Raw genomic sequence first — 19,825 nt, forward strand, 5'->3', positions numbered from 1 at the left:
CCTCAAGGGAGGGCACGGAGGAGCAGCTCACCTAGTTCAGGAGAAGCAGCGGATGGGTCCCTTGTTGAACGCGAGCATGTCCGTGATCGCCGCCACGAGGTCGATCTGCGCGCCCCACTCGGCGCCGTCGAGCTCGGCGTACGCCCGGTGCAGGTTGCCCGGCAGCCGCTCCTGCTCGGTCAGCTCCGAGAACTGGCCGAGGTCGGTCTCTTTCGCCAGCTCCAGCGGCGACAGCCCCGCAGCCTTGCCCCGCTCGGCCGTCTTCTGGACGAAGGCGAGGTACTCGTCCACTTTGTCCACGATGTCCAGTCCGCACGGGCCGCCGTGGCCGGGCAGGATCACTTCCGGGTCGAGTTCCCGGATGACGTCGAGGCCCTTGCGCCACCCGGCCACCGAACCCATCAGCGCGAACGGGCTGCCGCCGTGGAACACCAGGTCACCGGCGTAGAGCACGCGCTGCGCCGGCAGCCAGACCAGGACGTCGTTGGTCGTGTGGGCCGCGTTCCCGGGGTGGATGAGCTGGATCTCGACGTCCCTGGCGTAGAGGGTGAGCCGGTCGTCGAACACGATCTCGGGCGGCCGCGACTTCAGCTCGCCCCAGTCGCTGCCGACGAACACGCCCTCGTAGGTCTGGATGCCCTCGGCGACCAGCAGCTCGCGGGTCTTGCGGTGGCCGATCACCGCCGCGCCTTCGACCAGGTAGTTGCCGTTGGTGTGGTCGCCGTGGTGGTGGGTGTTCACCAGCGTCGTCACCGGGCTGCCGGTGGTCGCTCCGACCGCCGCGAGCAGCGCGCGCGTGCGGCGCTCGGTCGAGCAGGTGTCGATCAGCACGGTGTGGTCGCCGGCGTCGACGAACCCGCAGTTGTTGATGTACCAGGAGCCGTCCGGCTGGACGTAGCCGTGGACCTGGTCGGCCAGCCGGGTGACGGCGGCGGCGGAAGGCGAGCGATCGGTCACGGGGCCACTATGCCCGAGACGGGGCTCCGCCGGTTGGCGGAATAATTCGGAATTTCGCTGGTCCAGGCGAGTGATACCGCAGGTGACTGGCATTCTGCGGCGTTTCCTGGAACGCTGCGCGATGTCATCATCGAGATCCGCAAGGTGAAGCACTAACCTGGGTGGGTTCGATAGTTCGCGCGCGACGGCGACCGGGAGGCCGCCGTCGCTTGGTAGTGGTCCGGGAGAGCAGGGCGATGGCCAGCACCGTCACCTCGCGCCGGAAGCAGCTCGGGAACGAGCTCCGGCATGCCCGCACCGCGGCGCGGATGACACAGCAGCAGGTCGCCGAGGTCCTCGGCTGCACCCAGGGCAAGGTCAACAAGATCGAGTCCGGTGCCGTCGGGGTGAAGCTCGGGGATGTGCGATCCATGCTGAACGCGTTCGGGATCAACGGCGAAGAGGCCGACACGCTGATGAACCTGGCGCGGGCCGCCGCCGGGCAGCGCGGCCACTGGTCCGGCTACCGCTCGGTGGTGCCGCACTGGTTCCGCACCTTCACCGACCTGGAGCCCGCGGCCGCGGAGATCCTCACCTGGCACGGTGAGCGCATCCCGGGCCCGCTGCAGTCCGAGCACTACATGCTCAAGCAGTTCACCGAGGCCGGCGCGACGGACGTGACGTCGCTGGTCCGCAACCGCCTCGACCGCAAGGCGGTGTTCGAGCAGCAGCAGCCGCCGTACTACCGCTTCATCATCAGCGAAGGCGCGCTGCGCCGGGCACCCGGCGGGTACGCGCCCGCGGTGATGCTCGACCAGGTCGAGCACCTGCTCTCGCTCGAGAAGCACCCGCGGGTCTACGTGCACGTACTCCCGTTCGGCGCGCGGCTGGCCGCGGTGCCCAACGACTTCACGATCATGCGGTTCCCGGACCGCACCCGCGACTTCGTCTACATCGAGCACTCCGCCGGCGGCCTGTACCTCGACGACGTCAAGGACTTCAACATCTTCGTCGACTCGTGGGACAGGCTGCGGGGAGCCGCGCTGGAGCGCCAGGAGACCCGGCAGTTCCTCAAGGAGCTTGCGGAGGGTTACCGCGCCCAGATGCAGCAGCTCCAATAGGGCGAACGGCGGCGTCAGCTGTCCCGAGCGGTGAACAACTGTCGGTAGAGTGGGTCTGTTGCGCTCGAAACCCACCGGAAGTGCCGCCCGAAGGGGACATCGTGGACCCCGACTTCCTCCCCGACGCCATCGACCTCGACCGGCCGAACATCGCGCGCATCTACGACTGGGCCCTCGGCGGCACCGCGAACTGGGCGATCGACCGGCAGTTCGGCGAGCAGGCCGTGCAGGCGTTCCCCCTGGCGAAAACGCTCGCCCGCAGCAACCGCGCCTTCCTCGGCCGGGCCGTGCGCTACTGCCTTTCCGAGGGCATCACGCAGTTCCTCGACCTCGGCTCCGGCATCCCGACCGCCGGCAACGTGCACGAGGTGGCCGACGACCACGTCGACGACAGCCGGTGCGTCTACGTCGACAACGAGCCGGTGGCCGTCGCGCACGGCCGGATGCTCCTCGAAGAGGCCGGCGACCCCGAACGCCACGCCGTGCTGCACGCCGACCTGCGCGACGCGGGCGAGGTCTGGGAAGCCGCGCTCGCCACCGGCGTGCTCGACCCGGACCGGCCGATCTGCCTGCTGACCGTGGCGGTGCTGCACTTCCTGCCGGACGTCACCGGCGTGCGCGAAGCCATCCGCGACTACCGGACGCTGCTGGCGCCCGGGTCGGCGTACGTGCTTTCGCACGCGACCGAATCCGGCGTCGAAGGCGACGAGCTGGCGCAGATCAGGAAGCTCGTGAAGCTGTCCGAACGGTCGAGTTCGCCCGCGGTTTCCCGGTCCCTCGACGAGATCGCCGCGTTCTTCGGTACCTTCGACGTCGTCGAGCCCGGGATCGTGCCTGTGGGAGAGTGGCGCCCTGAGCCCGGCGCCGCCACGGTCCCCCTCGCGAGCGTGGTCGGCGGTGTCGGCCGCAAGCCTGGAGGACGCAATGACGACGCAGGACCCCGAAGCCCCTGAAGGTGTGGACCTGGACCGGCCGAACGCGGCCCGCATCTACGACTGGTTCCTCGGCGGCGACGCCAACTGGGCCATCGACCGCCAGTTCGGCGAGCAGGCGGTCAAGACGTTCCCGATGATCAAGACCGTCGCGCGCGCCGGCCGCGACTTCCTCGGCCGCGGCGTGCGGTACCTGGCGCGCAACGGTGTCGACCAGTTCCTCGACCTCGGCTCCGGCGTCCCGACCGTCGGCAACGTCCACGAAGTCGCGACGGACGTGAACCCGAACGCCCGGTGCGTGTACGTCGACAACGAGCCGGTCGCGGTGGCCCACTCCCAGATCCTGCTGGAGAAGGAAGGCGTCGCGGGGCGGCACGCGGTGCTGCAGGGCGACCTGCGCGACCCGGCCGACATCTGGAAGCGCGCGCTCGACACCGGCGTCCTCGACCCGAACCGCCCGATCGGCCTGATCATGGTCGGCGTCCTGTACTTCCTCGGCGCCGACGAGCCGGTGGCCCAGACCATCCGGAAGTACCTGTCGCTGCTGCCGTCCGGCTCGTACTTCCTGTCCTCGCACCTGACGGACGACGGCCTGCACGAGATGGCCGACGCGGACAGCCGCGAGACGATCATGAAGCAGTACAACAAGTCGAGCACGCCGCTGCACCTGCGCAGCCGGGCCGAGTTCACGTCGTTCTTCGAGGGACTGGAGCTGGTGGAGCCGGGCATCGTCTACCTGCCGGAGTGGCACCCGGAGGAGATCGAGTCCAGGGCCACGAAGAAGCTCGCGAACGACCCGGCGTTCGTCGGTCACCTCTGCGGCCTCGGCCGCAAGCCGTGACGGCCGCGGCCTACGACGCGATCGCCGACCAGTACGCGGAATTCGCCGCCGAGGTCTGGGACAAGCACCCGCTGGAGCGGGCGGTGTGGACGGCGTTCGCGGATTCCGTCCGCGGCCACGCCCCGGTCGCCGACCTGGGCTGCGGTCCCGGCCACCTCACGGCGCACCTGCGTTCGCTGGGACTGGACGCGTTCGGCGTCGACCTGTCCCCGGCCATGATCGCGCTCGCCAAGGCCGCTCATCCGGACCTGCGGTTCGAGGTGGGGTCCATGGCGGCGCTGGAGCTGCCGGACGCGTCGCTCGCCGGGATCCTGTCGTGGTACTCGGTGATCCACGCGCCGCCGTCGGAGGTGCCGGGGTACTTCGCCGAATTCGCCCGAACGTTGGCGTCCGGCGGTCACGTTCTGTTGGGGTGCTTCGCATCGCGGGGCGGCCCGCTGACGACGTTCGATCACAAGGTGACGACGGCCTACTGCTGGCCGCTGGACGAACTGGCGGGGATCGCGGCCGCGGCGGGGCTCACCGAGGTGGGGCGGGTGTACCGCGAGCCGGGCGAGGGGGAGCGGCCGCTGCGGCACGGCAGCCTGCTGCTGCGAAAACCGTAACCCCGCACGGCAAGAGCCCCGGTTCCGCAGGAAACCGGGGCTCTTTCGTGGTGGTACGGCAGTTCAGGCGCGCGAGCCTACCCGGCCGCGCATCAGCGGCGTCAGGTCGATCGTGGTTTCCAGCGGGCGGGACGTGCGGACCCCGTCGGCGTGGCGCCGCAGCGGGAGGTCCTGGTCGGTCGCCCACGTCGTGGTCTTGCGCAGCGGCGCCTGGATCAGGCTGAAGCCGAAGCGGTTCCGCAGCTCGTTCCCGATGCCCCGGCGGCCACGGTGTTCTTCGGCCTCGCGGCGGAAGAGCGAGTTCACCCGGACGGCCATTCGTCTACACCCCCAGCTCTCGTCGCGGTGCTTCGGCGCCCCCGAGGGAAAACGCTTCCGCATCTCTGGTTCGGACCAGCCTGGTCACGGCGAGCGCGCGGGGTGGCGCACCTTCCTCGACGATCACGCTGTTCCTCCCCCATGAGGTCCTGCGGTGGCTTGGCTTGGTTGGTTCCGGCACCGGTCGTTCCGACTGTTCGGCCCGCCTCGACGACCGCCCGCCGCGGGCAGGCAGTCATTCACCGACACCAGCCGCCCCGGCCGATGCGATTAATCCTACTCCTGGAATAATCTTCATGTCGAGGCCGTACCCAGTTGATCACCCGCTTGGCCCTGTGGCTTGCTCCATTGAGACACTGAGTAGCCGGGAGCGGGTGCCTTCGACCAGGTCACGACCGCGCCCCCCATCGATCCTCGGAGGTACGACCCATGGCGGATTATCCGTCGTTCGCGGATTACGATCCGAACACGGCCGTGACCCTGTTCGAAGAGGCCGCCTGGGAGAAGTCGTTCGCCAGTGAGCCCAACGGCGGCAGCTGCGTCGAGGTCAACCTGGGCCGCGACGGCGTGATCGGCGTCCGGGACACCAAGCTCACGACCAGCCCGGTCTTCGTGTTCGACACCGCCGAGTGGGAAGCGTTCCTGATCGCCGTCAAAGCCGGGCAGTTCGACCTGCCCGCCTGAACGGCCGTACCCCGGAAGACAAATGGTGAAGGCCCCCTTCCCCGCTCTCTACGGTGAAGGAGGCCTTCGCGACCGCCCGAATACGTGCGGACGCCTGATGTGAGGGGAATCTCACCCGATTGCCGGAAGCTCGCCTCCGCGCAGGCGGCCGCGCGTCCGGCGCCAGGCCACCACGATGAGCGCCACGAGCCCGATCAGCGGCAGCGTGCTGATCGCCCAGCTCAGGCCGATCGGCGGCCCCGGCTGTTCCAGCACCGGCAACGCACGCAGCTCGCCGGTGCCGGAACCGGCGGGGCCGTTGACGGTGAAGCGGAGCGTCCAGTCGCCCGGCCGCGGCATCGAGCGGACGTCGAGCCCCCACACCTCCAGCTTGCGCGGGTGCCGCACCAGCGGCTGCTTCCGGTTCTGGCCGCCTTCCGGGTTCACCATGGTGAGCGTGCCGGACTTGCCTTCGATCCCGCCGTCGGGGATGAAGGTGAAGTCCAGTGACTGCATGGCTTTCACCGGCCAGGTGCTGAACCCGACGGTCAGCCCGTACGGCCCGGCCTGCACCCGCTCGGTGTGCACGATGTTGACCGGCTCGTAGGCGTTCGCCGTCCCGGCGGTCGTGAACAGCAGCCCGGCGACCGCGGCCAGGGCCAGGAGTGCCTTACGCATCAGCGGTTTCCCCCTTCTTCGCGGGCGCCAGCAGGCAGAGCATCCCGCCGAACCGCCACCCGGCGAACCCGCCGAGCAGCCCCAGCGCCGCGCTGAGCACGGCGGTCGTCGTCAGGTACCAGGCCGGCGGCAGGTGCGCGCCGGTGTAGAGCAGGAACCGCTGCACCGGCAGGCTCAGCCCGAGCAGCAGCCCGGCGATCCCGCCGGCGACCACGGACACCCGGCCCGCACGCCACCCCCGGCGTCGGCCGGCGAGGTACACCAGCTCCATCAGGGCGGCCACCGGCAGCAGCGCCATCGGCGTCAGCGACGGCATCGCCGGCACCCCGGAGATCGCGTCCCGCATCGGCAGGCCGACCAGGTCGGCGTACGCCCGCGCGGCCCACGGCGAGAACCACCAGAACACCGCCTGCACGGCCGCGACCAGCGCCGCGGTGCCCACCGCCCCACCCGGACGGCGGGTGAACCCGGCGCCGACGGCGACCAGCAGCACCGCCATCATCGACGTCCCGATCGCGACGGCGTCGGCGTAGTCGTCCGGCACCTGCTGCAACCCGAGCGCCAGCACCGGCCCGAAGGTGAGCAGCACGGTCAGCGACGCCAGCGTGCCGAGCCGGCCCCAGCGGTGCTCGCGCGCCGCGGCGAACACCGCGGTCGTGCCGATGAGCGACACCGTGATCGACAGCAGCAGCCCGATGTGCGGTGGCGAGTCGATGACCGCGTCGAAGCCGTAAAGCCCGTGCCACCACTGGTCCCACAGGCCGTACAGGAGGAACGTCGCCGCGCCGACCCCGGAAACCAGGTAGCCCAGCGGGGCCGCGAACGTCCGGCCGAACACGTTGACCACGCGCCCGCCGATCCGCGGGTCGACCGGCCGTCCCGCGTGCCGCGCCGCCGTCGTCAGCAGCACGACGGCGAGGCTCGCCAGGCCGACGACCGCGCTGCCCGCGTACAGGAACAGGTGCGGCAGCGTGAAGAACGTGTCCGGCCCGACGTCGTCGTGCCACTGGATGTCCCAGGTGAGCCCGACCAGTGACAGCAGCGACCCGCCGAGCACGACGTTCGCCGGCAGCAACCCCGTCCGCGCTTGTTTTGCCACCGACGTGGTGCGCACGCCGGATGCGGTGAGATCCATACCCCCTCCTTCTACTTGACCAACACGGGAAAGACGACTTGCGCGGGCCCGCCGGGGCCGCGCAGCGCAACGGTGATCTCCCACTGCCCGGCCATCGGCAGCCCGACGTCCGCGGCGCGGAAGCGGCCGGGCCCGTCCGGTCCGGCGGGCACCGGCGTGAGCGCGTGGCCCATCTGCGCCATGACCGGCGCGACCGTGACGGCGTCGGGCGCGGGCCCGGTCACGGCCACCGCGAAGGTGTTGCCGCCGATCCGGGGCTGCTCCGCGGAGAACTGGACCGTGTAGGGCCCCGAAACCGCTTGCTGCGTAGTGGGTTTCGCGTCGCCGCCGCCCCAAAGGAGCCACGCGGCACCGGCCGCGACGACCAGGGCGACGACGGTGATCAGCAACGTCGGGCGTTTCATCGGCCGGCTCCTGTCGTCGGGACGTCGACCACGGCGGGCACGGTGAGCACCCGGTAGCCGCGTTCGGCCTGCAGCCAGATCCGGTACCGGCCGGGCTCGGCGAAGGTGTAGGTGAAGCTGACGTCGGGGCCGTACGCGGCGACTGTCTCATCAGGACGGTCACGCTGTCCCGCGACGGGCGGGACCATCGCGTGGACGTGCGCCCACGTGGGTGCCTTCGCGGCGCCTTCGCCGGCGGGGCCGGTGAACGGCCCGGTGACGATCAGGTGGCCGAGCATGCCCAGCCACGGCTGGAGGTCCTGGGCGGGGAAGCGCGCGGTGATCGTGGTCGGCGTCCCGGGGCTGACGGTGAGTTCGACCGGGGTGCCGTCGATCGTCCGCGGTCCGGGGCCGGGTGGCTCGGGCGCGGGGGTCGCGGTGCCCTTCATGTCCACAGTGGACCGGACGAGCTGGACGCCACCGCCGCGCCGGGCCAGTTCCGCGGCGACGGCGTAGGTACCCGCTTCCGGATCGGCGAGCCGGACGCGGTAGTCGCCGGGGCCGACGCGCACCGGGTGCAGGTGGCTCAGCCGGCCGGACGGCGAGACCAGCACCAGGTGCACGAGCGCGTTGTCGTGGACCAGCAGGTCGTCGACCGGGCGGCCGGTGGCGCCGTCGGTGAGCCGCAGCCGCAGGTCGCCCCGCCGGGCTTCGACGGCGAGGTTCACCGGCGGCCGGGAGTAATCCACTGTGGACAGCTGTGCGTTCGCGTAGGGGTCGGTGAGGTTGTCGAACGTCGGGTCCAGCTGGCTGCCGGGTGCCGGCGGCGGGGGAGTGCTCGCCGACAGCAGCGCGCCGGTGACGGCGACGGCGATCGCGGCGACCACGCCGGCCGCCGGGACGAGCGCGTACGCGGTCCGCTTGGCCCGCACCCCCACGACGAGGGCGATGAGCAGGAACGCCCCCGCGGCGACGAACCCGCCGTAGGTCGCCCGCTCCCACGGCGGAACCACCCGGGCGGGCACGATGAACGGGATCGTGGCGGGCGGCCCGGTGCCGTCGCTCAGCGAAAGTTCCCACGGCCCCGGTTTGTCGACTTGGAGACTTCCCGCGTAGACACCCGGTGCCGCGCCGAGCACCACGTCCCCGCGCGAACTCGGGACGCCGTCGGCCGCGACGGCCAGGTGCAGCGTGCCGGGCGCGGTGCCCTGGTGCGTCACGACGTCGACCCGCAGCGGCGAAGGCGTGGTGTCGACGCGGCGGATGATCACGGTCAGTTCGCGCGCGCCGAGTGTCTGGGCGACCTGGATGTCGGCGCCGGCCGGTGCGCCGTCGGCGTGCGCGATCCCGCCGCCGGCCACGATCCCCAGTGCGGCCAGCAGCATCAGCAGTGCCGCTTTCGATTTGCTCCCCATCGTGGACCGAACCTAACCGGTTCATCCGGTGGTGGGCGTCACGGCGGCGAGGGAACTCCGGTCCCCAGTTCGGGGGACCGGAGGCCCCGGGGATCTCAGGGAAGGAGGAACTTCCGCAGGTGGGCGACCACTTCGCCGGGCTGCTCCTCGGGGAGGAAGTGGCCGCACTCGGCGAGGGCCGCGCCGGTGACGTCGTCGGCGTACTCCCGCCAGATGTCGAGCGTCGGGAGCGTGCCGAGCAGGCCGTTCGCGCCCCAGAGGGCGAGAAGTGGCTGGGTGACGCGCTTTCCGGCTTCGAAGTCGGCGTCGTCGAGGTCGGCGTCGTCGGGGAAGGAGGCGCGGTAGTCGTCGAAGCCGGCCCGGAGCGCGCCCGGCTGGGAGAAGGCGCGGACGTACTCGGCCTGGGCGTCGGCGTCGAGGGCGTGGCGCTGGTAGGTCCAGCGTTCGAAGAAGTAGCCGAGGTAGGCGGCGATGTTCTGGCCGGCCAGGAGCTCCGGCAGGTCGGGTTGGAGGTGGAAGAGCCAGTGCCAGTACGCCTTCGCGACGCCGGCGTCGAGGCGCTGCCACATCGCGCGGGTCGGGGCGATGTCGAGCACGGCCAGGCGTTCGACCTGGTCCGGGCGGTCGAGCGCCCAGCGGTGGGCGACGCGGCCGCCGCGGTCGTGCCCGGCGACGGCGGTCTTCGCGAAGCCCAGGTGATCGGCGAGGGCGGCGATGTCGGCGGCCATGGTGCGCTTGTCGTAGCCCCCTTTCGGCTTGTCCGTGCGGCCGTAGCCGCGCAGGTCCGGGGCGATCACGGTGTGCGTCTCGGCGAGGGGGGCCAGGACCTTGTGCCAGCAGTGCGACGTCTGCGGCCAGCCGTGCAGCAGGAACAGCGGCGGGCCGTCGCCGGCGCGGAGGTAGTGCAGGCGGATGCCGTTCACGGTGGCGAGATTTTCTAACCGGTTCATAGGGTTAGACGGTAGCGCTGCTTCTAACTGTCTTCAAGGGTTAGAATCATCGGCATGGAGTGGGTCTTCGACGGCGGACGGCCGTGCCTCGACCTCGTCAACACGCTGCGCAGCCGGCACGAGTCGGGCGTGGAGCTGCTGACGGGGCCGGACGCGCTGGCGGAGTGGCTTTCGCTGGCGGGCTTGACGACGGGCCCGGTGCCGGTGACGGCGGGCAACGTGCTGGCGGCGAAGGCGCTGCGGGAGGCGATCGACCGGGTGCTGCTGCCGCCGGAGGAGCTGTCGAAGATGGACGTCGACCTGGTCAACAACGCGGCGGCCTCGGCCCCGGCACCCCCACCGCGCCTGGCCCTGGTGGGCGGCACGCTGCGCCGCGAGGTCCCGGCCCCGAAGGACCCGGTGGCGGCGGCGTTCGCGGCACTGGCGGCGGACGCAATCGACCTGGCCACGAGCGACGCGGAGGTCCGAGTCTGCGCGGCCGACGACTGCGGCCAGCGGTTCTGCGACGCCTCACCGCGCCGCAACCGCCAGTGGTGCTCGATGGCCCGCTGCGGAAACCGAGCCAAAGCCCGAGCCCACTACGCCCGAACCCGCTGACCCACCCAAGTCGCCCCCCCAATCACCCGAGTCGACCCCCCAATCACCCGAGTCGACCCTCCGATCACCCGAGTCCCGCCCCTAATCACGCGAGTCGACCCTCCAATCACGTGAGATCGGCCTCCAATCACGCGAGATCGGTCCCCAGTCACGCGAGATCGGTCCCCAATCACGCGAGTTCCGCCTTCAGTCACGTGAGATCGGCCTCCAGTCACGCGAGTCCCGCCTTCGATCACGCGCTGCCGGCCGCGATCGTCCTCACGAGTTCGGCTTGGCGCCCGGGCCGTCTCGGCGGACCAGCGCGCGATACACCCGCGGGTGCGCGCGGAACCACACGTTCAGCTTGCCGATCCACCGCATGTGCGCCGTCCGCAACCCGGCCGGGATCGGCGTCGCGCACAGGCGTACCGCCGCCGCGAAGCGGGCGAAGCGGCGCTGGTCCGCCGCCGTCCACTGGAGACCCAGGCGCTCTCGGAGGTTCGTGGGCAGCGTGGCCCGGATCAGGAACAGCTGGATCCGCGCGTGCCACCGCCACCACGGATCGGGCAGCCACCGGACCGGCTTCCGCACCGTCCGGATCGTCTCGAAGAGCTGCTCGATCGTCGGGTTCGTCGTGAAGCCCGCCACCATCGAGTCGTAGTAACGCTCGAACGCCGCCCAGTCCGGTGGCAAATCCTGCGGGCGCACGCCCAGCATCCGGCCGACGTCGCACATCTGGGCGTAGTACTCGCCGAGCTCCGATGTGGACAGTGGCCGCCCGAAAAACCGCTGCACGTCAACGGGAACCTTCACCAGCGTCGCATGCACCCACGCATACGCGGCCGGATCCAACGCGCTGTACCGCCGTCCGTCCGCAACCCCCGTGAACGTCCGGTGCAACGCCCGCAACCGCGCAGCTTCCACACGCGCACCGGCCGCACCGCCGTAGACGTAGATCGACAGCGACGCGCCCGTCCGCATCAGGCGCGTCCACGGATCCGACGCGTAGTCCGAATGGTCCCGCACCCCCGCCGCCACGACCGGGTGTGCCACCTGCAGCACCAGCACCTGCCCCGCCAGCAACCCGTCGCGGAAGTCGCCGAAGTACTTCCAGGCCGCCGTGCCGCGGACGATCGGCGGAGCCATCAAGCTCCGCGGAGCAACATCATCAGGGGCTCGGCCACCGGCGTGTCCGTCTCACCCGTGGCCAGCCGCCGCAGCTGCAACCCCGCGATCAGTGCCACCACCGGCCCGGCCAGGCGCGCCGGGTCGGGGACCCCCAACGCGCTGAGGATCGTCACCGCCAGCTCGTCGTACGCCGCGAAGCACCGCGAAGACGCTTCGTGCAGCTCCGGGTCGCGCGCCGCCTGGAGGTACAGCTCGTGCGCGCCGAGCTCGTCCGCGCCGAACGGCAGCTGGGCGATCACGTGCTCGACCACCGACGCCGCCTGCTCGACGCTCAACCCCTCCGAACGGTAACCGTCGACGATCGCGCCGAGCTTCGCCGTCTCCTCCTCGGCGAACAGCAGCATCGCCTCGCGCAGCAACGCCGTCTGGCTCGTGAAGTGGTAGGTCAGGGTGCCGAGCGAGACACCCGCGGCGGCGACGATCCGGCGGTTCGTCAGCCCGCCGACGCCGTGTTCGCCGACGACGGTCAGCGCGCCGCGCAGGATGGCTTCCCGGGTGCTCACCAACTTGTCGCGGGATGCCGCTCCGGCCACCGTTCGACCTCTTCCAGTTGCGCGGCAAGCGAAATCAGCCGCTCCTCGGCGTGCGACGGGCCGAGCAGCTGCGCGCCGAGCGGCAGCCCGTCCGCCGTCTGCCCGGCCGGGACGTTGACCCCCGGCCAGCCCAGCACGTTCCACGGCCAAGCGTACGGGCAGGCGGCGATCATGACCTGGTCGGTCTCCCAGCCGGACAGCCCGTCGAACGTGCCGACCGGCGGCGGCGGGGTCGCGGTGGTCGGCGTCAGCAGGACGTCGACGCGGCCGAACACCGAGCCGATCCGCCGGTGCAGCCCCGGCTCGAGGGCGCGGGCCAGCCGCAGCGCGGGCCCGGCCAGCAATCGGCCGTGGCCGGCGTTGCTGCGCGTGCGCGGGTCGAGCCCGGTCCGGTCGGGCACCCGCAGCGTCCAATCGCGGACGCCGGTGAGCGACCGCGGCAGGAACGTCAGCCCGATCAGCCCGTAGTCCGGCTCGACCTCGACGATCTCGTGGCCCAGCCCGGCGAGGGACTCGGCGAGCCGGCGCACGGCGGTGTCGACGACCGGGTCGAGGCGGGTCTTGGTGGCGGTGAACGGGATCCGCGTGGACAGCCCGATCCGCAGCTTGCCGGGTTCACGCGCGGCGGCCGCGCGGAACACGCCCGGCGTCCCGGCGGCGGCGTCGAGCAGCAGGGCGGCGTCCTCGGTCGTGCGGGCCAGCGGGCCGAGCACGGTGAGGCCGTGGAACAGCTCGCCGCCGGTGGGGATCCGGCCGCGCTGGGTCTTGATGCCGACCAGTCCGGTCCACGCGGCCGGGATGCGCACCGAACCGGCGCCGTCGGACCCGAGCGCGGCCGCGATGACCCCCGACGCCACCGCGGCCGCGCTCCCGCCCGAAGAACCCCCTGGGGTGTGGCCGGTGTGCCACGGGTTGCGCGTCACGCCGAAGGCCGGGCCCTCGGTGAACGGCCACTGGCCCAGCTCGGGGGTGTTCGTCTTGCCGATGATCACAGCTCCGGCCTCGCGCAGCAGCGCGACCGCGGGCGCGTCGGCCGTCGCGCACGGGAATTCGCCGACACAGCCGAAGGAAGTGGGCAGGCCGGTGAGGTCGACGTCGTCCTTGATCGCGACCGGCACGCCGAGCAGGGGAGCCCGGTCGCCGGCGGCCAGGCGCCGATCCGCGTCGGCGGCTTCGGCGAGGGCTTCGGCGTCACGGAGGTGCCGGAACGCGTTGAGCGTGGGCTGGCTCGCGTGCGCGCGCCCGAGCGCGGCCGCCGTGAGCTCGGCGGAGGAGGCCTCACCCGCGGCCAGCTGCGCGGCTTGGGCGGCGAGGCCCGTGAAGTCGAGGCTGGTAGCGGTCATGGCGGCCCCCGAAGGTTCTCGTTCGTTCGAACGAACGTTACCGGATACCGACGGTCTCCGGCTACTCCCGATGAGTTTTCGCCGCCCCGGTCGTCTACCCGGGGGACTACTACGTGAGGAGAACCCATGGCCACGGTGCACGCGGGGATGAGCATGTCGCTGGACGGCTTCGTCGCCGACCGCCACGGCGGCACGGCCCGGCTGTCCGACCCCGCCGCGTCGAGCGGCAGCGAGTGGATGACCGACCTGATCCGGGAGACCGGCGCGGTCGTCCTCGGCCGCCGCTCGTTCGCGATGGCCGAGGACCCGGACTGGTACGTCGGCAACTACGAGTTCCAGGTCCCGATCTTCGTCGTCACGCACACGCCGCCGGCCGTGCCGCCCGCGCAGGACGAGAACCTCACCTTCACCTTCGTGACCGACGGGATCGCTTCGGCGATCACGCAGGCGAGGGCCGCAGCGGGGGAGCGGGCGGTCAAGGTGATCGGCGCGAGCGTGGTCCGGCAGGCCGTGCGGGCCCGGCTGGCCGACGAACTGCACGTCCAGATCGCGCCGGTGCTGCTGGGCGCCGGGTTGCCGTTGTTCGGCGACCCCGAGCTCGACGGCGTCACGCTCCGGCGGCTCGGCGTGCGCGAGGTCGGGGCGCGCACCGAGCTCCGCTTCGCGGTGCTTAACCCCCTATAGTGGTTAGAAAGCCGAGCCTGGAGGGCCGATGACGTTCGACTTCGCCGGATTCCCCGACGCCGCGCTGGCCGCGATCCCCCGGGTCGACCTGGGTGGCTGGCCGACCCCGCTGCACGAGGCGCCGCGGCTCGGCGAAGCCCTCGGCCTGCGGAACCTCTGGCTGAAGCGCGACGACGTCCACCCGCTCGGCGCCGGCGGCAACAAACTCCGCAAGCTCGAATACCACCTGGGCGCGGCGAAGGCGGCCGGCGCGGACACCGTGATCACCTTCGGCGCGCTCCAGACCAACCACGGCCGCCAGACCGCCGCCGCGTGCGCGAAGCTCGGCCTGCGCTGCGAACTCGTGCTCACGGCCAAGGTCCCGCGCGACGGCGAGGCCTACGAACGCGGCGGCAACGTCCCCCTCGACCGGCTCTTCGGCGCCACCGTGCACGTCTGCGCGGACGGCGAAGAGACCGGCCGCACGTACGACCGTCTCGTCGCCGAAGCGCAGAAAGACGGCCGGAAGGTCTTCACCGTTCCGGTCGGCGGCTCGAACGCCCTCGGCGCCCTCGGCTACGTCCGCGCCACCCACGAACTCGCCAAGCAGCTGGAAGAACGCGGTATCGAGCGGGCCCACCTCGTCGTCCCGCACGCCAGCGGCGGCACCGCGGCCGGGGTGACGCTGGCCGCCGGGCTCCTCGGCGGCCTCGGCGTCGGCATCGCCTGCTGCAGCCACCCGCTCGACGAGGCCACGGAGAACCTCCACGACCTCGTCGACGGTGCGGCAAAGCTCCTCGGCGTCGAGCCGCCGCCCTACACGCACGCGAGGCTGGGCGATTCCACGCTCGGCCCCGGCTACGGCATCCCGACCGACGCGGTCTGGGACGCCTTACGGCTCTTCGGCCGTACCGAGGGCGTGGTGCTCGATCCGGTCTACACCGGCAAAGTGGCCGCCGCGCTGGTCGAATGGGCGGGCCACTTCGCCCCGGACGACCACGTGGTGTTCCTGCACACCGGCGGGATGCCCGGCCTGTACGGCTACGCGCCCGAATTCGCGGCGGCCGTCGAAGGCTGACTCCAGCCGCGTCGCCAGCCACAGCAGCGTCCCCAGCAGCACGACGTCGGCGAGCAGCAGCAGCCGCTGGGTGACGCCGATCGGGAAGGCGTCGGAGATCTCGCGGAACGGCGCCACCCCGGCTTCGCTCAGCCGCACGAACACGAAACTCAAGGCGAAGAGCGCGAACGCCCCCGCGGTCAGCCGGATCGACCGGATCAGCGCGGCCCGCTCCGGACGGCCCCGCAGCGGCTCCAGCAGCGAGATCGCCGCCCCGGGCAGGCTGCAGAACGCGACCAGGCAGGCGTAGAGGTGGATTTCGCCGCTCACCGGGTCCGGCGCCTCGGGGTAGCTCGCCGGGAAGATCGCGGCCGCGGCCATCCCGAGCGCCCACAACGCGAGCAGCAGCCGGGTTGTCCGTGACAGCGGCACGCCGGCGACCTGCAGCGCGCCGAGCACCGCGAGCGACCCGATGGCCAGCGAGAGCACGCTCGCCGCGAGCATCCCTTCGCCGCGGTCGGTCACCGTGTAGCTCGACAGCGTGTCGTACACCGGATTGCGCGAGCTGACGATGTGCAGCACCACGGCGGTGAACAGGCCCCACCCGATCGCGCCCACCGCGACGAGCCGCCACGGTCTGGTGCGCTTCCCCGCTTCCGTCCCCATGTGTCCAGGGTCGCCGGAAACCGCACCGCCGTGATCAGGGAAGACCCTGATTAACCCCCTGATTGAAATCCACGAGGACGAGCGCCTGGTCGTCGTGCCGCTTCGGCCGGGGCCAGCGTTCGCCGTCCGGATCCTGCTTTTCGGCGGTGCGGACGGCGTCGAGAACGGTGTCGGGCCCGTCGGCGCGGGTGACGGCCAGGACCTCGGGCCAGTCGAAGAGCTCGTACTGGTCGACGCCGATGGACACGCCGTCGCTGGCGAGCAGCACCGCGTCGACGTCGGCCCGCCGCCAGCTGCGCCGGACCGCGTGCGCGGCGGCACCCGGGACGGCTTCGGCAACCCAGAAGCCGTCGTGGGCGTTGCGCCGGCGCCGGACGTCGGCGCCGGTCTGGAGCAGCCCGCGCCGGCGCAGCCGGGTCAGCCGGTCGTCCGACACGACGTCGACGCCGAAGCCGCCGAACCCGACCACCGGGCTGTCGGCCAGCACGAGCGCGTCGACGCGGTCTTCGAGCCAGCGCACGGCCGCGACCGTGCTCGACGGCGAGCGCTGCGGCTGCAACGCGTGCTCCGTGGTGAGGGCGGCGATCGCGCTGGTCAGGACCTCGGCCAGGTCGGCTTCCGGGGCTGCGCGGAGGTCGCCCGCGAGCCGGCGGGCCAGGCGTTCGGCGTACCAGCCGCCCGGGGGGTGCGAGGGATCCGACGAGGTGGCGCCGTCCAGCACGAGCACCGCGTTGTCCAGCACGACGACGTGGTCCTCGGTGGGGCGTGGGTGGCCGTCGGCGCCCACCCCGGCCCGTTCGGCGATCGCGATCTCGGGCATCACCCGACTGTACGTCGCCCGTCCGGTGGGTTCGCGCTGAGCGTGTCAACGTGGGTTGACACCTCCGGCATGTCAACGTAGGTTGACAGGCATGACGGAAGCGACGGATTTGGCCGCCCGGGCGGGTGACCGCGATCCCCGGGTGGGGCTGCGCGCGGTCGCCGCGCTCCGGCGGCTGCTGGAACAACTGGAGGCCGTGCAGGTCCGCAGCGCGCGGGTGCACGGCTGGTCGTGGCAGGAGATCGCCGCCGAGCTGGGGGTCAGCCGGCAGGCCGTGCACAAGAAGTACGGGAGGCACTGATGTTCGAGAGGTTCACGGCCGACGCGCGGATGGCGGTGGTCGAGGCGCAGATCGTGGCGCGCGAGTCCGGCTCGGTGGAGATCGGGCCCGCCCACCTGCTCGCGGGGCTGGTCAAGACCGGTGTCCAGGTGCTCGCCGAGCTGGGCGTGTCCACCGACGACATCGCGGCCGAACTGGCCCGCACCCGGCGCCGCGGCGGCGTGAGCGACGCCGATGCCGAGGCGCTCACCGAGTTCGGCATCGACGTCGAGCAGATCGTCGAGCGCGTCGAGCAGACGCACGGCGAAGGGGCGCTGGCCGGACGGCTCGGCCCGGCCAAGCGCGGGCACATCCCGTTCACCGCACAGTCGAAGAAGACCCTGGAGCTGAGCCTCAAGGAAGCCGTCCGGCTGGGCGACAAGCAGCTCGGCCAGGAGCACATCCTGCTGGCGCTGGCCCAGCAGCGCGGGACCGACGACGTCCTCGCCCGGCGCGGCGCCGACTACCTGACGCTGCGCCGGGCCGTGCAGCAGCGCAAGGCGGGTTAGTGAACGGCCTGCTGCTCCTCGCGCTGCGGTTCGCGCCACACGACCAGCGGCAGCAGCGCCTGGGTCAGCGGGCCGATGGCCAGCGCGTAGAGCACGGTGCCGAACCCCAGCGTGCCGCCGAGCGCGAACCCGGCGACGACCACGGTGATCTCGATCCCGGTGCGAACCAGCCGGACCGACCGGCCGGTGCGCGCCGCGAGCCCGGTCATCAGGCCGTCGCGGGCGCCCGGGCCCAGCCGGGCACCGACGTAGGTGGCGGTCGCGACGCCGTTGAGCGCCACCCCACCGACCAGCAGCACGATCTGCCACCCCAGCTCGTGCTGGTCCGGGAGGACCGCGCGGACGACGTCGACCACGACCGAGATGACCACGACGTTCGCGACCGTGCCGATCCCGGGCCGCTGGCGCAGCGGGATCCACAGCAGCAGCACGGCCACCGAGATCACGCCGGTCACCGTGCCGAAGGTCAGGCCGGTGTGCTTCATGACGCCCTCGGCCAGCACGCCCCACGGCTCGAGGCCGAGGTGCGCGCGGGTGAGCATGGCGACGCTCGTGCCGTAGAGGGCGAGGCCGGCGAACAGCTGGACGCTGCGGCGGACGGGGTCACGGGAGATCCGGACGGGCCGGAGATCGATCTGAGCCACATCTCCACTATCGCCGCGAAGTGGTCTTGTAAACCATAGCCAATTCCAGGATATTGGCCTTATGGAAGCCGCACTGCCCGTAGGTGGACGTATCTCCGGCCCGCGATTGGCCGTCATGTTGGGCTCGTGGCGGCAAGGTGGCTCCCGGCAGGGAGCGGCCGACCTGGCGGCGGCCATCGAGCTGCAGGTGCTCGACGGCCAGCTCCCGCTGGGCACCCGGCTCCCCGCCGAGCGCGAGCTGGCCGACGCGCTCGGCGCCAGCCGGACGCTGATCGGCGCGGCGCTGGACCGGCTGCGGGAGAACGGCTTGGTCGCGAGCCGCCGCGGCGCGGGCTCGTGGATCGCCGCGCCCGGACGGCGGCGCCGTGGCCCGCTCGCGCCGGCGGGCGACGGCTCGATCGACTTCACCCACGCGTCCTCGCCCGCGGTGCCGGGCATGGCCTCGGCGGTCGACGCGGCCCGCGTCCGGCTCGCCGACCACCTGGGCGACCACGGCTACCAGGAACGCGGCCTGCTCGGCCTGCGGGAGCGGATCGCGCGGCGCTACACCGAGCGCGGCCTGCCGACGACGCCGGCCCAGGTCATGGTCACCAACGGCGCGCACCACGCGTTCGTGCTGGTCCTGCGGATGCTCGCCGGCCCCGGCGACCGGGTGCTGGTCGAGCAGCCGACGTACCCGAACGCCCTGGAGGCGATCCGCGCCGCGCACGCCATCCCGGTGCCGGTGGCGCTCGACCCGAGCGGCGAGCGCGGCTGGGACATCGCCGGCGTCGACGCGGCCCTGCGCCAGGCGGCCCCGCGGTTCGCCTACCTCGTCGTCGACTTCCAGAACCCGACCGGCCTGCGCCTGGACACCGACGGCCGCTCCCGGCTCGGCAGCGTGCTGGCCCGTGCCCGGACGCCGGTCGTGGTGGACGAGACGCTCGTCGAGCTGGACCTGGAGGACGACCCGCGGCACGGGCCGCCGCCGCTGGCCGCGTTCGCCGGCGACCTGGCCATCTGCGTCGGCTCGGCGTCGAAGACGCACTGGGGCGGGCTGCGGCTCGGCTGGATCCGCGCGTCGGAGGACCTGCTCGGCCGGCTGGTTTCGGCGCGCTACGCGGTCGACCTCGGGTCACCGGTGTTCGAGCAGCTCGTGCTGACCGAGCTCCTGGCCGACGAAACCCTGCTGGACCGCCGGCGCGCGGAACTGCGCGGCTACCGCGACGCGCTGGCCGGCGCGGTGCACCGGCACCTCGCGGACTGGACGTTCACGATGCCGGCGGGCGGCCTGTCGCTGTGGTGCCGCATGCCGGAGCCGGTGAGCTCGCGCCTGGCGGTGGCGGCGGCGAGCCACGGCGTCCAGGTGGCACCGGGCTCCCGCTTCGGCGTCCACGGCGGGCTCGAGCGCTGGATCCGGCTGCCGTTTTCGCTGCCACCGGACCGGATCGACGAGGCGGTCCGGCGGCTGAGCGCGGCCGAAGCGTCCGTCCGTGGCACCCCGGCCTCCTTGGACGCGCCCATCGCATGAACGAACCGGTGCGCTGGATG

The 19,825-nt window shown here is 72.1% G+C and carries 23 protein-coding genes and 1 pseudogene; 11 read left to right on the forward strand and 13 right to left on the reverse strand.

The annotated features are described in order from the left end of the window. Positions 1 to 36: 36 nt before the first annotated feature. Positions 37 to 957, reverse strand: coding sequence for an MBL fold metallo-hydrolase (locus CCN39_RS02635; protein ID WP_086838199.1), 921 nt, complete (start codon positions 955 to 957; stop codon positions 37 to 39). A gap of 236 nt (positions 958 to 1,193) precedes the next feature. On the opposite strand from CCN39_RS02635, the gene CCN39_RS02640 reads away from it, so the two are divergent. The 4 genes from CCN39_RS02640 (at position 1,194) to CCN39_RS02655 (ending at position 4,435) form a co-directional block, all read left to right on the forward strand. After that, positions 1,194 to 2,057, forward strand: a complete 864-nt coding sequence (locus CCN39_RS02640; RefSeq protein ID WP_013222333.1) for a helix-turn-helix domain-containing protein — start codon at positions 1,194 to 1,196, stop codon at positions 2,055 to 2,057. A gap of 101 nt (positions 2,058 to 2,158) precedes the next feature. After that, the gene (locus CCN39_RS02645; RefSeq protein WP_086838226.1) at positions 2,159 to 3,010 is read left to right on the forward strand and encodes an SAM-dependent methyltransferase; all 852 of its coding nucleotides are present in this window, start codon (positions 2,159 to 2,161) and stop codon (positions 3,008 to 3,010) included. Next, on the forward strand, positions 2,982 to 3,830 hold the full coding sequence (locus CCN39_RS02650) for an SAM-dependent methyltransferase (RefSeq protein ID WP_086838200.1): 849 nt from the start codon (positions 2,982 to 2,984) through the stop codon (positions 3,828 to 3,830). Before CCN39_RS02645 ends, CCN39_RS02650 begins: the two co-directional genes overlap by 29 nt. Next, entirely contained in the window at positions 3,827 to 4,435 is a 609-nt protein-coding gene (locus CCN39_RS02655) for a class I SAM-dependent methyltransferase (RefSeq protein ID WP_086838201.1), read from the forward strand. The genes CCN39_RS02650 and CCN39_RS02655 overlap by 4 nt, the downstream gene beginning before the upstream one ends. A gap of 63 nt (positions 4,436 to 4,498) precedes the next feature. Here the strand turns inward: CCN39_RS02655 and CCN39_RS02660 are convergent, their stop codons facing one another. Beyond that, positions 4,499 to 4,753, reverse strand: coding sequence for a hypothetical protein (locus CCN39_RS02660; RefSeq protein ID WP_086838202.1), 255 nt, complete (start codon positions 4,751 to 4,753; stop codon positions 4,499 to 4,501). A gap of 429 nt (positions 4,754 to 5,182) precedes the next feature. Between CCN39_RS02660 and CCN39_RS02665 the strand changes: the two genes are divergently transcribed. Continuing rightward, on the forward strand, positions 5,183 to 5,437 hold the full coding sequence (locus CCN39_RS02665) for a DUF397 domain-containing protein (protein ID WP_086838203.1): 255 nt from the start codon (positions 5,183 to 5,185) through the stop codon (positions 5,435 to 5,437). A 111-nt stretch (positions 5,438 to 5,548) separates the two neighbouring features. On the opposite strand, the gene CCN39_RS02670 is transcribed toward CCN39_RS02665, so the two are convergent. The 5 genes from CCN39_RS02670 to CCN39_RS02690 form a co-directional block, all read right to left on the reverse strand. Beyond that, entirely contained in the window at positions 5,549 to 6,094 is a 546-nt protein-coding gene (locus CCN39_RS02670) for a hypothetical protein (protein WP_086838204.1), read from the reverse strand. Further along, a complete protein-coding gene (locus CCN39_RS02675) occupies positions 6,087 to 7,229 on the reverse strand; it encodes a hypothetical protein (protein ID WP_086838205.1) in 1,143 nt (380 codons plus the stop codon). The genes CCN39_RS02670 and CCN39_RS02675 overlap by 8 nt, the downstream gene beginning before the upstream one ends. Positions 7,230 to 7,240: 11 nt before the next feature. Next, the gene (locus tag CCN39_RS02680; RefSeq protein WP_086838206.1) at positions 7,241 to 7,633 is read right to left on the reverse strand and encodes a FixH family protein; all 393 of its coding nucleotides are present in this window, start codon (positions 7,631 to 7,633) and stop codon (positions 7,241 to 7,243) included. Beyond that, the gene (locus tag CCN39_RS02685; protein ID WP_208630115.1) at positions 7,630 to 9,027 is read right to left on the reverse strand and encodes a DUF8832 domain-containing protein; all 1,398 of its coding nucleotides are present in this window, start codon (positions 9,025 to 9,027) and stop codon (positions 7,630 to 7,632) included. Before CCN39_RS02685 ends, CCN39_RS02680 begins: the two co-directional genes overlap by 4 nt. Positions 9,028 to 9,122: 95 nt before the next feature. Then, positions 9,123 to 9,977, reverse strand: coding sequence for an alpha/beta fold hydrolase (locus CCN39_RS02690; protein ID WP_086838207.1), 855 nt, complete (start codon positions 9,975 to 9,977; stop codon positions 9,123 to 9,125). Between the two features lie 54 nt (positions 9,978 to 10,031). Here CCN39_RS02690 and CCN39_RS02695 point away from each other — a divergent pair, with 54 nt between their 5' ends. Next, on the forward strand, positions 10,032 to 10,574 hold the full coding sequence (locus CCN39_RS02695; RefSeq protein WP_208630116.1) for a CGNR zinc finger domain-containing protein: 543 nt from the start codon (positions 10,032 to 10,034) through the stop codon (positions 10,572 to 10,574). Between the two features lie 258 nt (positions 10,575 to 10,832). Here CCN39_RS02695 and CCN39_RS02700 read toward each other — a convergent pair whose 3' ends face one another. The 3 genes from CCN39_RS02700 to CCN39_RS02710 are packed head-to-tail and all read right to left on the reverse strand — an operon-like array spanning position 10,833 to position 13,617. Further along, the gene (locus tag CCN39_RS02700; RefSeq protein WP_086838209.1) at positions 10,833 to 11,699 is read right to left on the reverse strand and encodes an oxygenase MpaB family protein; all 867 of its coding nucleotides are present in this window, start codon (positions 11,697 to 11,699) and stop codon (positions 10,833 to 10,835) included. Continuing rightward, the gene (locus CCN39_RS02705) at positions 11,699 to 12,274 is read right to left on the reverse strand and encodes a TetR family transcriptional regulator (protein ID WP_086838210.1); all 576 of its coding nucleotides are present in this window, start codon (positions 12,272 to 12,274) and stop codon (positions 11,699 to 11,701) included. Before CCN39_RS02705 ends, CCN39_RS02700 begins: the two co-directional genes overlap by 1 nt. Further along, on the reverse strand, positions 12,241 to 13,617 hold the full coding sequence (locus tag CCN39_RS02710; protein WP_086838211.1) for an amidase: 1,377 nt from the start codon (positions 13,615 to 13,617) through the stop codon (positions 12,241 to 12,243). Before CCN39_RS02710 ends, CCN39_RS02705 begins: the two co-directional genes overlap by 34 nt. A 126-nt stretch (positions 13,618 to 13,743) precedes the next feature. Between CCN39_RS02710 and CCN39_RS02715 the strand changes: the two genes are divergently transcribed. Both CCN39_RS02715 and CCN39_RS02720 read left to right on the forward strand, forming a co-directional pair. Next, on the forward strand, positions 13,744 to 14,301 hold the full coding sequence (locus tag CCN39_RS02715) for a dihydrofolate reductase family protein (protein ID WP_086838212.1): 558 nt from the start codon (positions 13,744 to 13,746) through the stop codon (positions 14,299 to 14,301). Between the two features lie 28 nt (positions 14,302 to 14,329). Then, entirely contained in the window at positions 14,330 to 15,358 is a 1,029-nt protein-coding gene (locus tag CCN39_RS02720) for a D-cysteine desulfhydrase family protein (protein ID WP_086838213.1), read from the forward strand. 78 nt (positions 15,359 to 15,436) lie between these two features. On the opposite strand, the pseudogene CCN39_RS02725 reads toward CCN39_RS02720, so the two are convergent. Further along, positions 15,437 to 16,003: pseudogene (locus CCN39_RS02725) on the reverse strand (DUF998 domain-containing protein); the annotation flags it as partial. A gap of 34 nt (positions 16,004 to 16,037) precedes the next feature. After that, positions 16,038 to 16,823, reverse strand: a complete 786-nt coding sequence (locus tag CCN39_RS02730) for a protein phosphatase 2C domain-containing protein (RefSeq protein WP_167454957.1) — start codon at positions 16,821 to 16,823, stop codon at positions 16,038 to 16,040. Between the two features lie 91 nt (positions 16,824 to 16,914). Here CCN39_RS02730 and CCN39_RS02735 point away from each other — a divergent pair, with 91 nt between their 5' ends. Both CCN39_RS02735 and CCN39_RS02740 read left to right on the forward strand, forming a co-directional pair. After that, positions 16,915 to 17,124 (forward strand): sigma factor-like helix-turn-helix DNA-binding protein, encoded by a 210-nt coding sequence (locus CCN39_RS02735; RefSeq protein ID WP_004559389.1) that lies wholly within the window; start codon positions 16,915 to 16,917, stop codon positions 17,122 to 17,124. Then, on the forward strand, positions 17,124 to 17,651 hold the full coding sequence (locus CCN39_RS02740; RefSeq protein ID WP_086838215.1) for a Clp protease N-terminal domain-containing protein: 528 nt from the start codon (positions 17,124 to 17,126) through the stop codon (positions 17,649 to 17,651). The genes CCN39_RS02735 and CCN39_RS02740 overlap by 1 nt, the downstream gene beginning before the upstream one ends. Here CCN39_RS02740 and yczE read toward each other — a convergent pair. Continuing rightward, positions 17,648 to 18,295, reverse strand: coding sequence for a membrane protein YczE (gene yczE / locus CCN39_RS02745; protein WP_086838216.1), 648 nt, complete (start codon positions 18,293 to 18,295; stop codon positions 17,648 to 17,650). The genes CCN39_RS02740 and yczE overlap by 4 nt on opposite strands. 61 nt (positions 18,296 to 18,356) lie before the next feature. On the opposite strand from yczE, the gene yczR reads away from it, so the two are divergent. Further along, positions 18,357 to 19,805 carry a MocR-like transcription factor YczR gene (gene yczR / locus CCN39_RS02750; RefSeq protein WP_167454958.1) on the forward strand — a complete coding sequence of 483 codons (1,449 nt, stop codon included), beginning with the start codon at positions 18,357 to 18,359 and terminating at the stop codon, positions 19,803 to 19,805. The last annotated feature ends 20 nt before the right edge of the window (positions 19,806 to 19,825 follow it).

Source organism: Amycolatopsis kentuckyensis (assembly GCF_002155975.1).
Classification (GTDB): Bacteria; Actinomycetota; Actinomycetes; order Mycobacteriales; family Pseudonocardiaceae; genus Amycolatopsis; species Amycolatopsis kentuckyensis.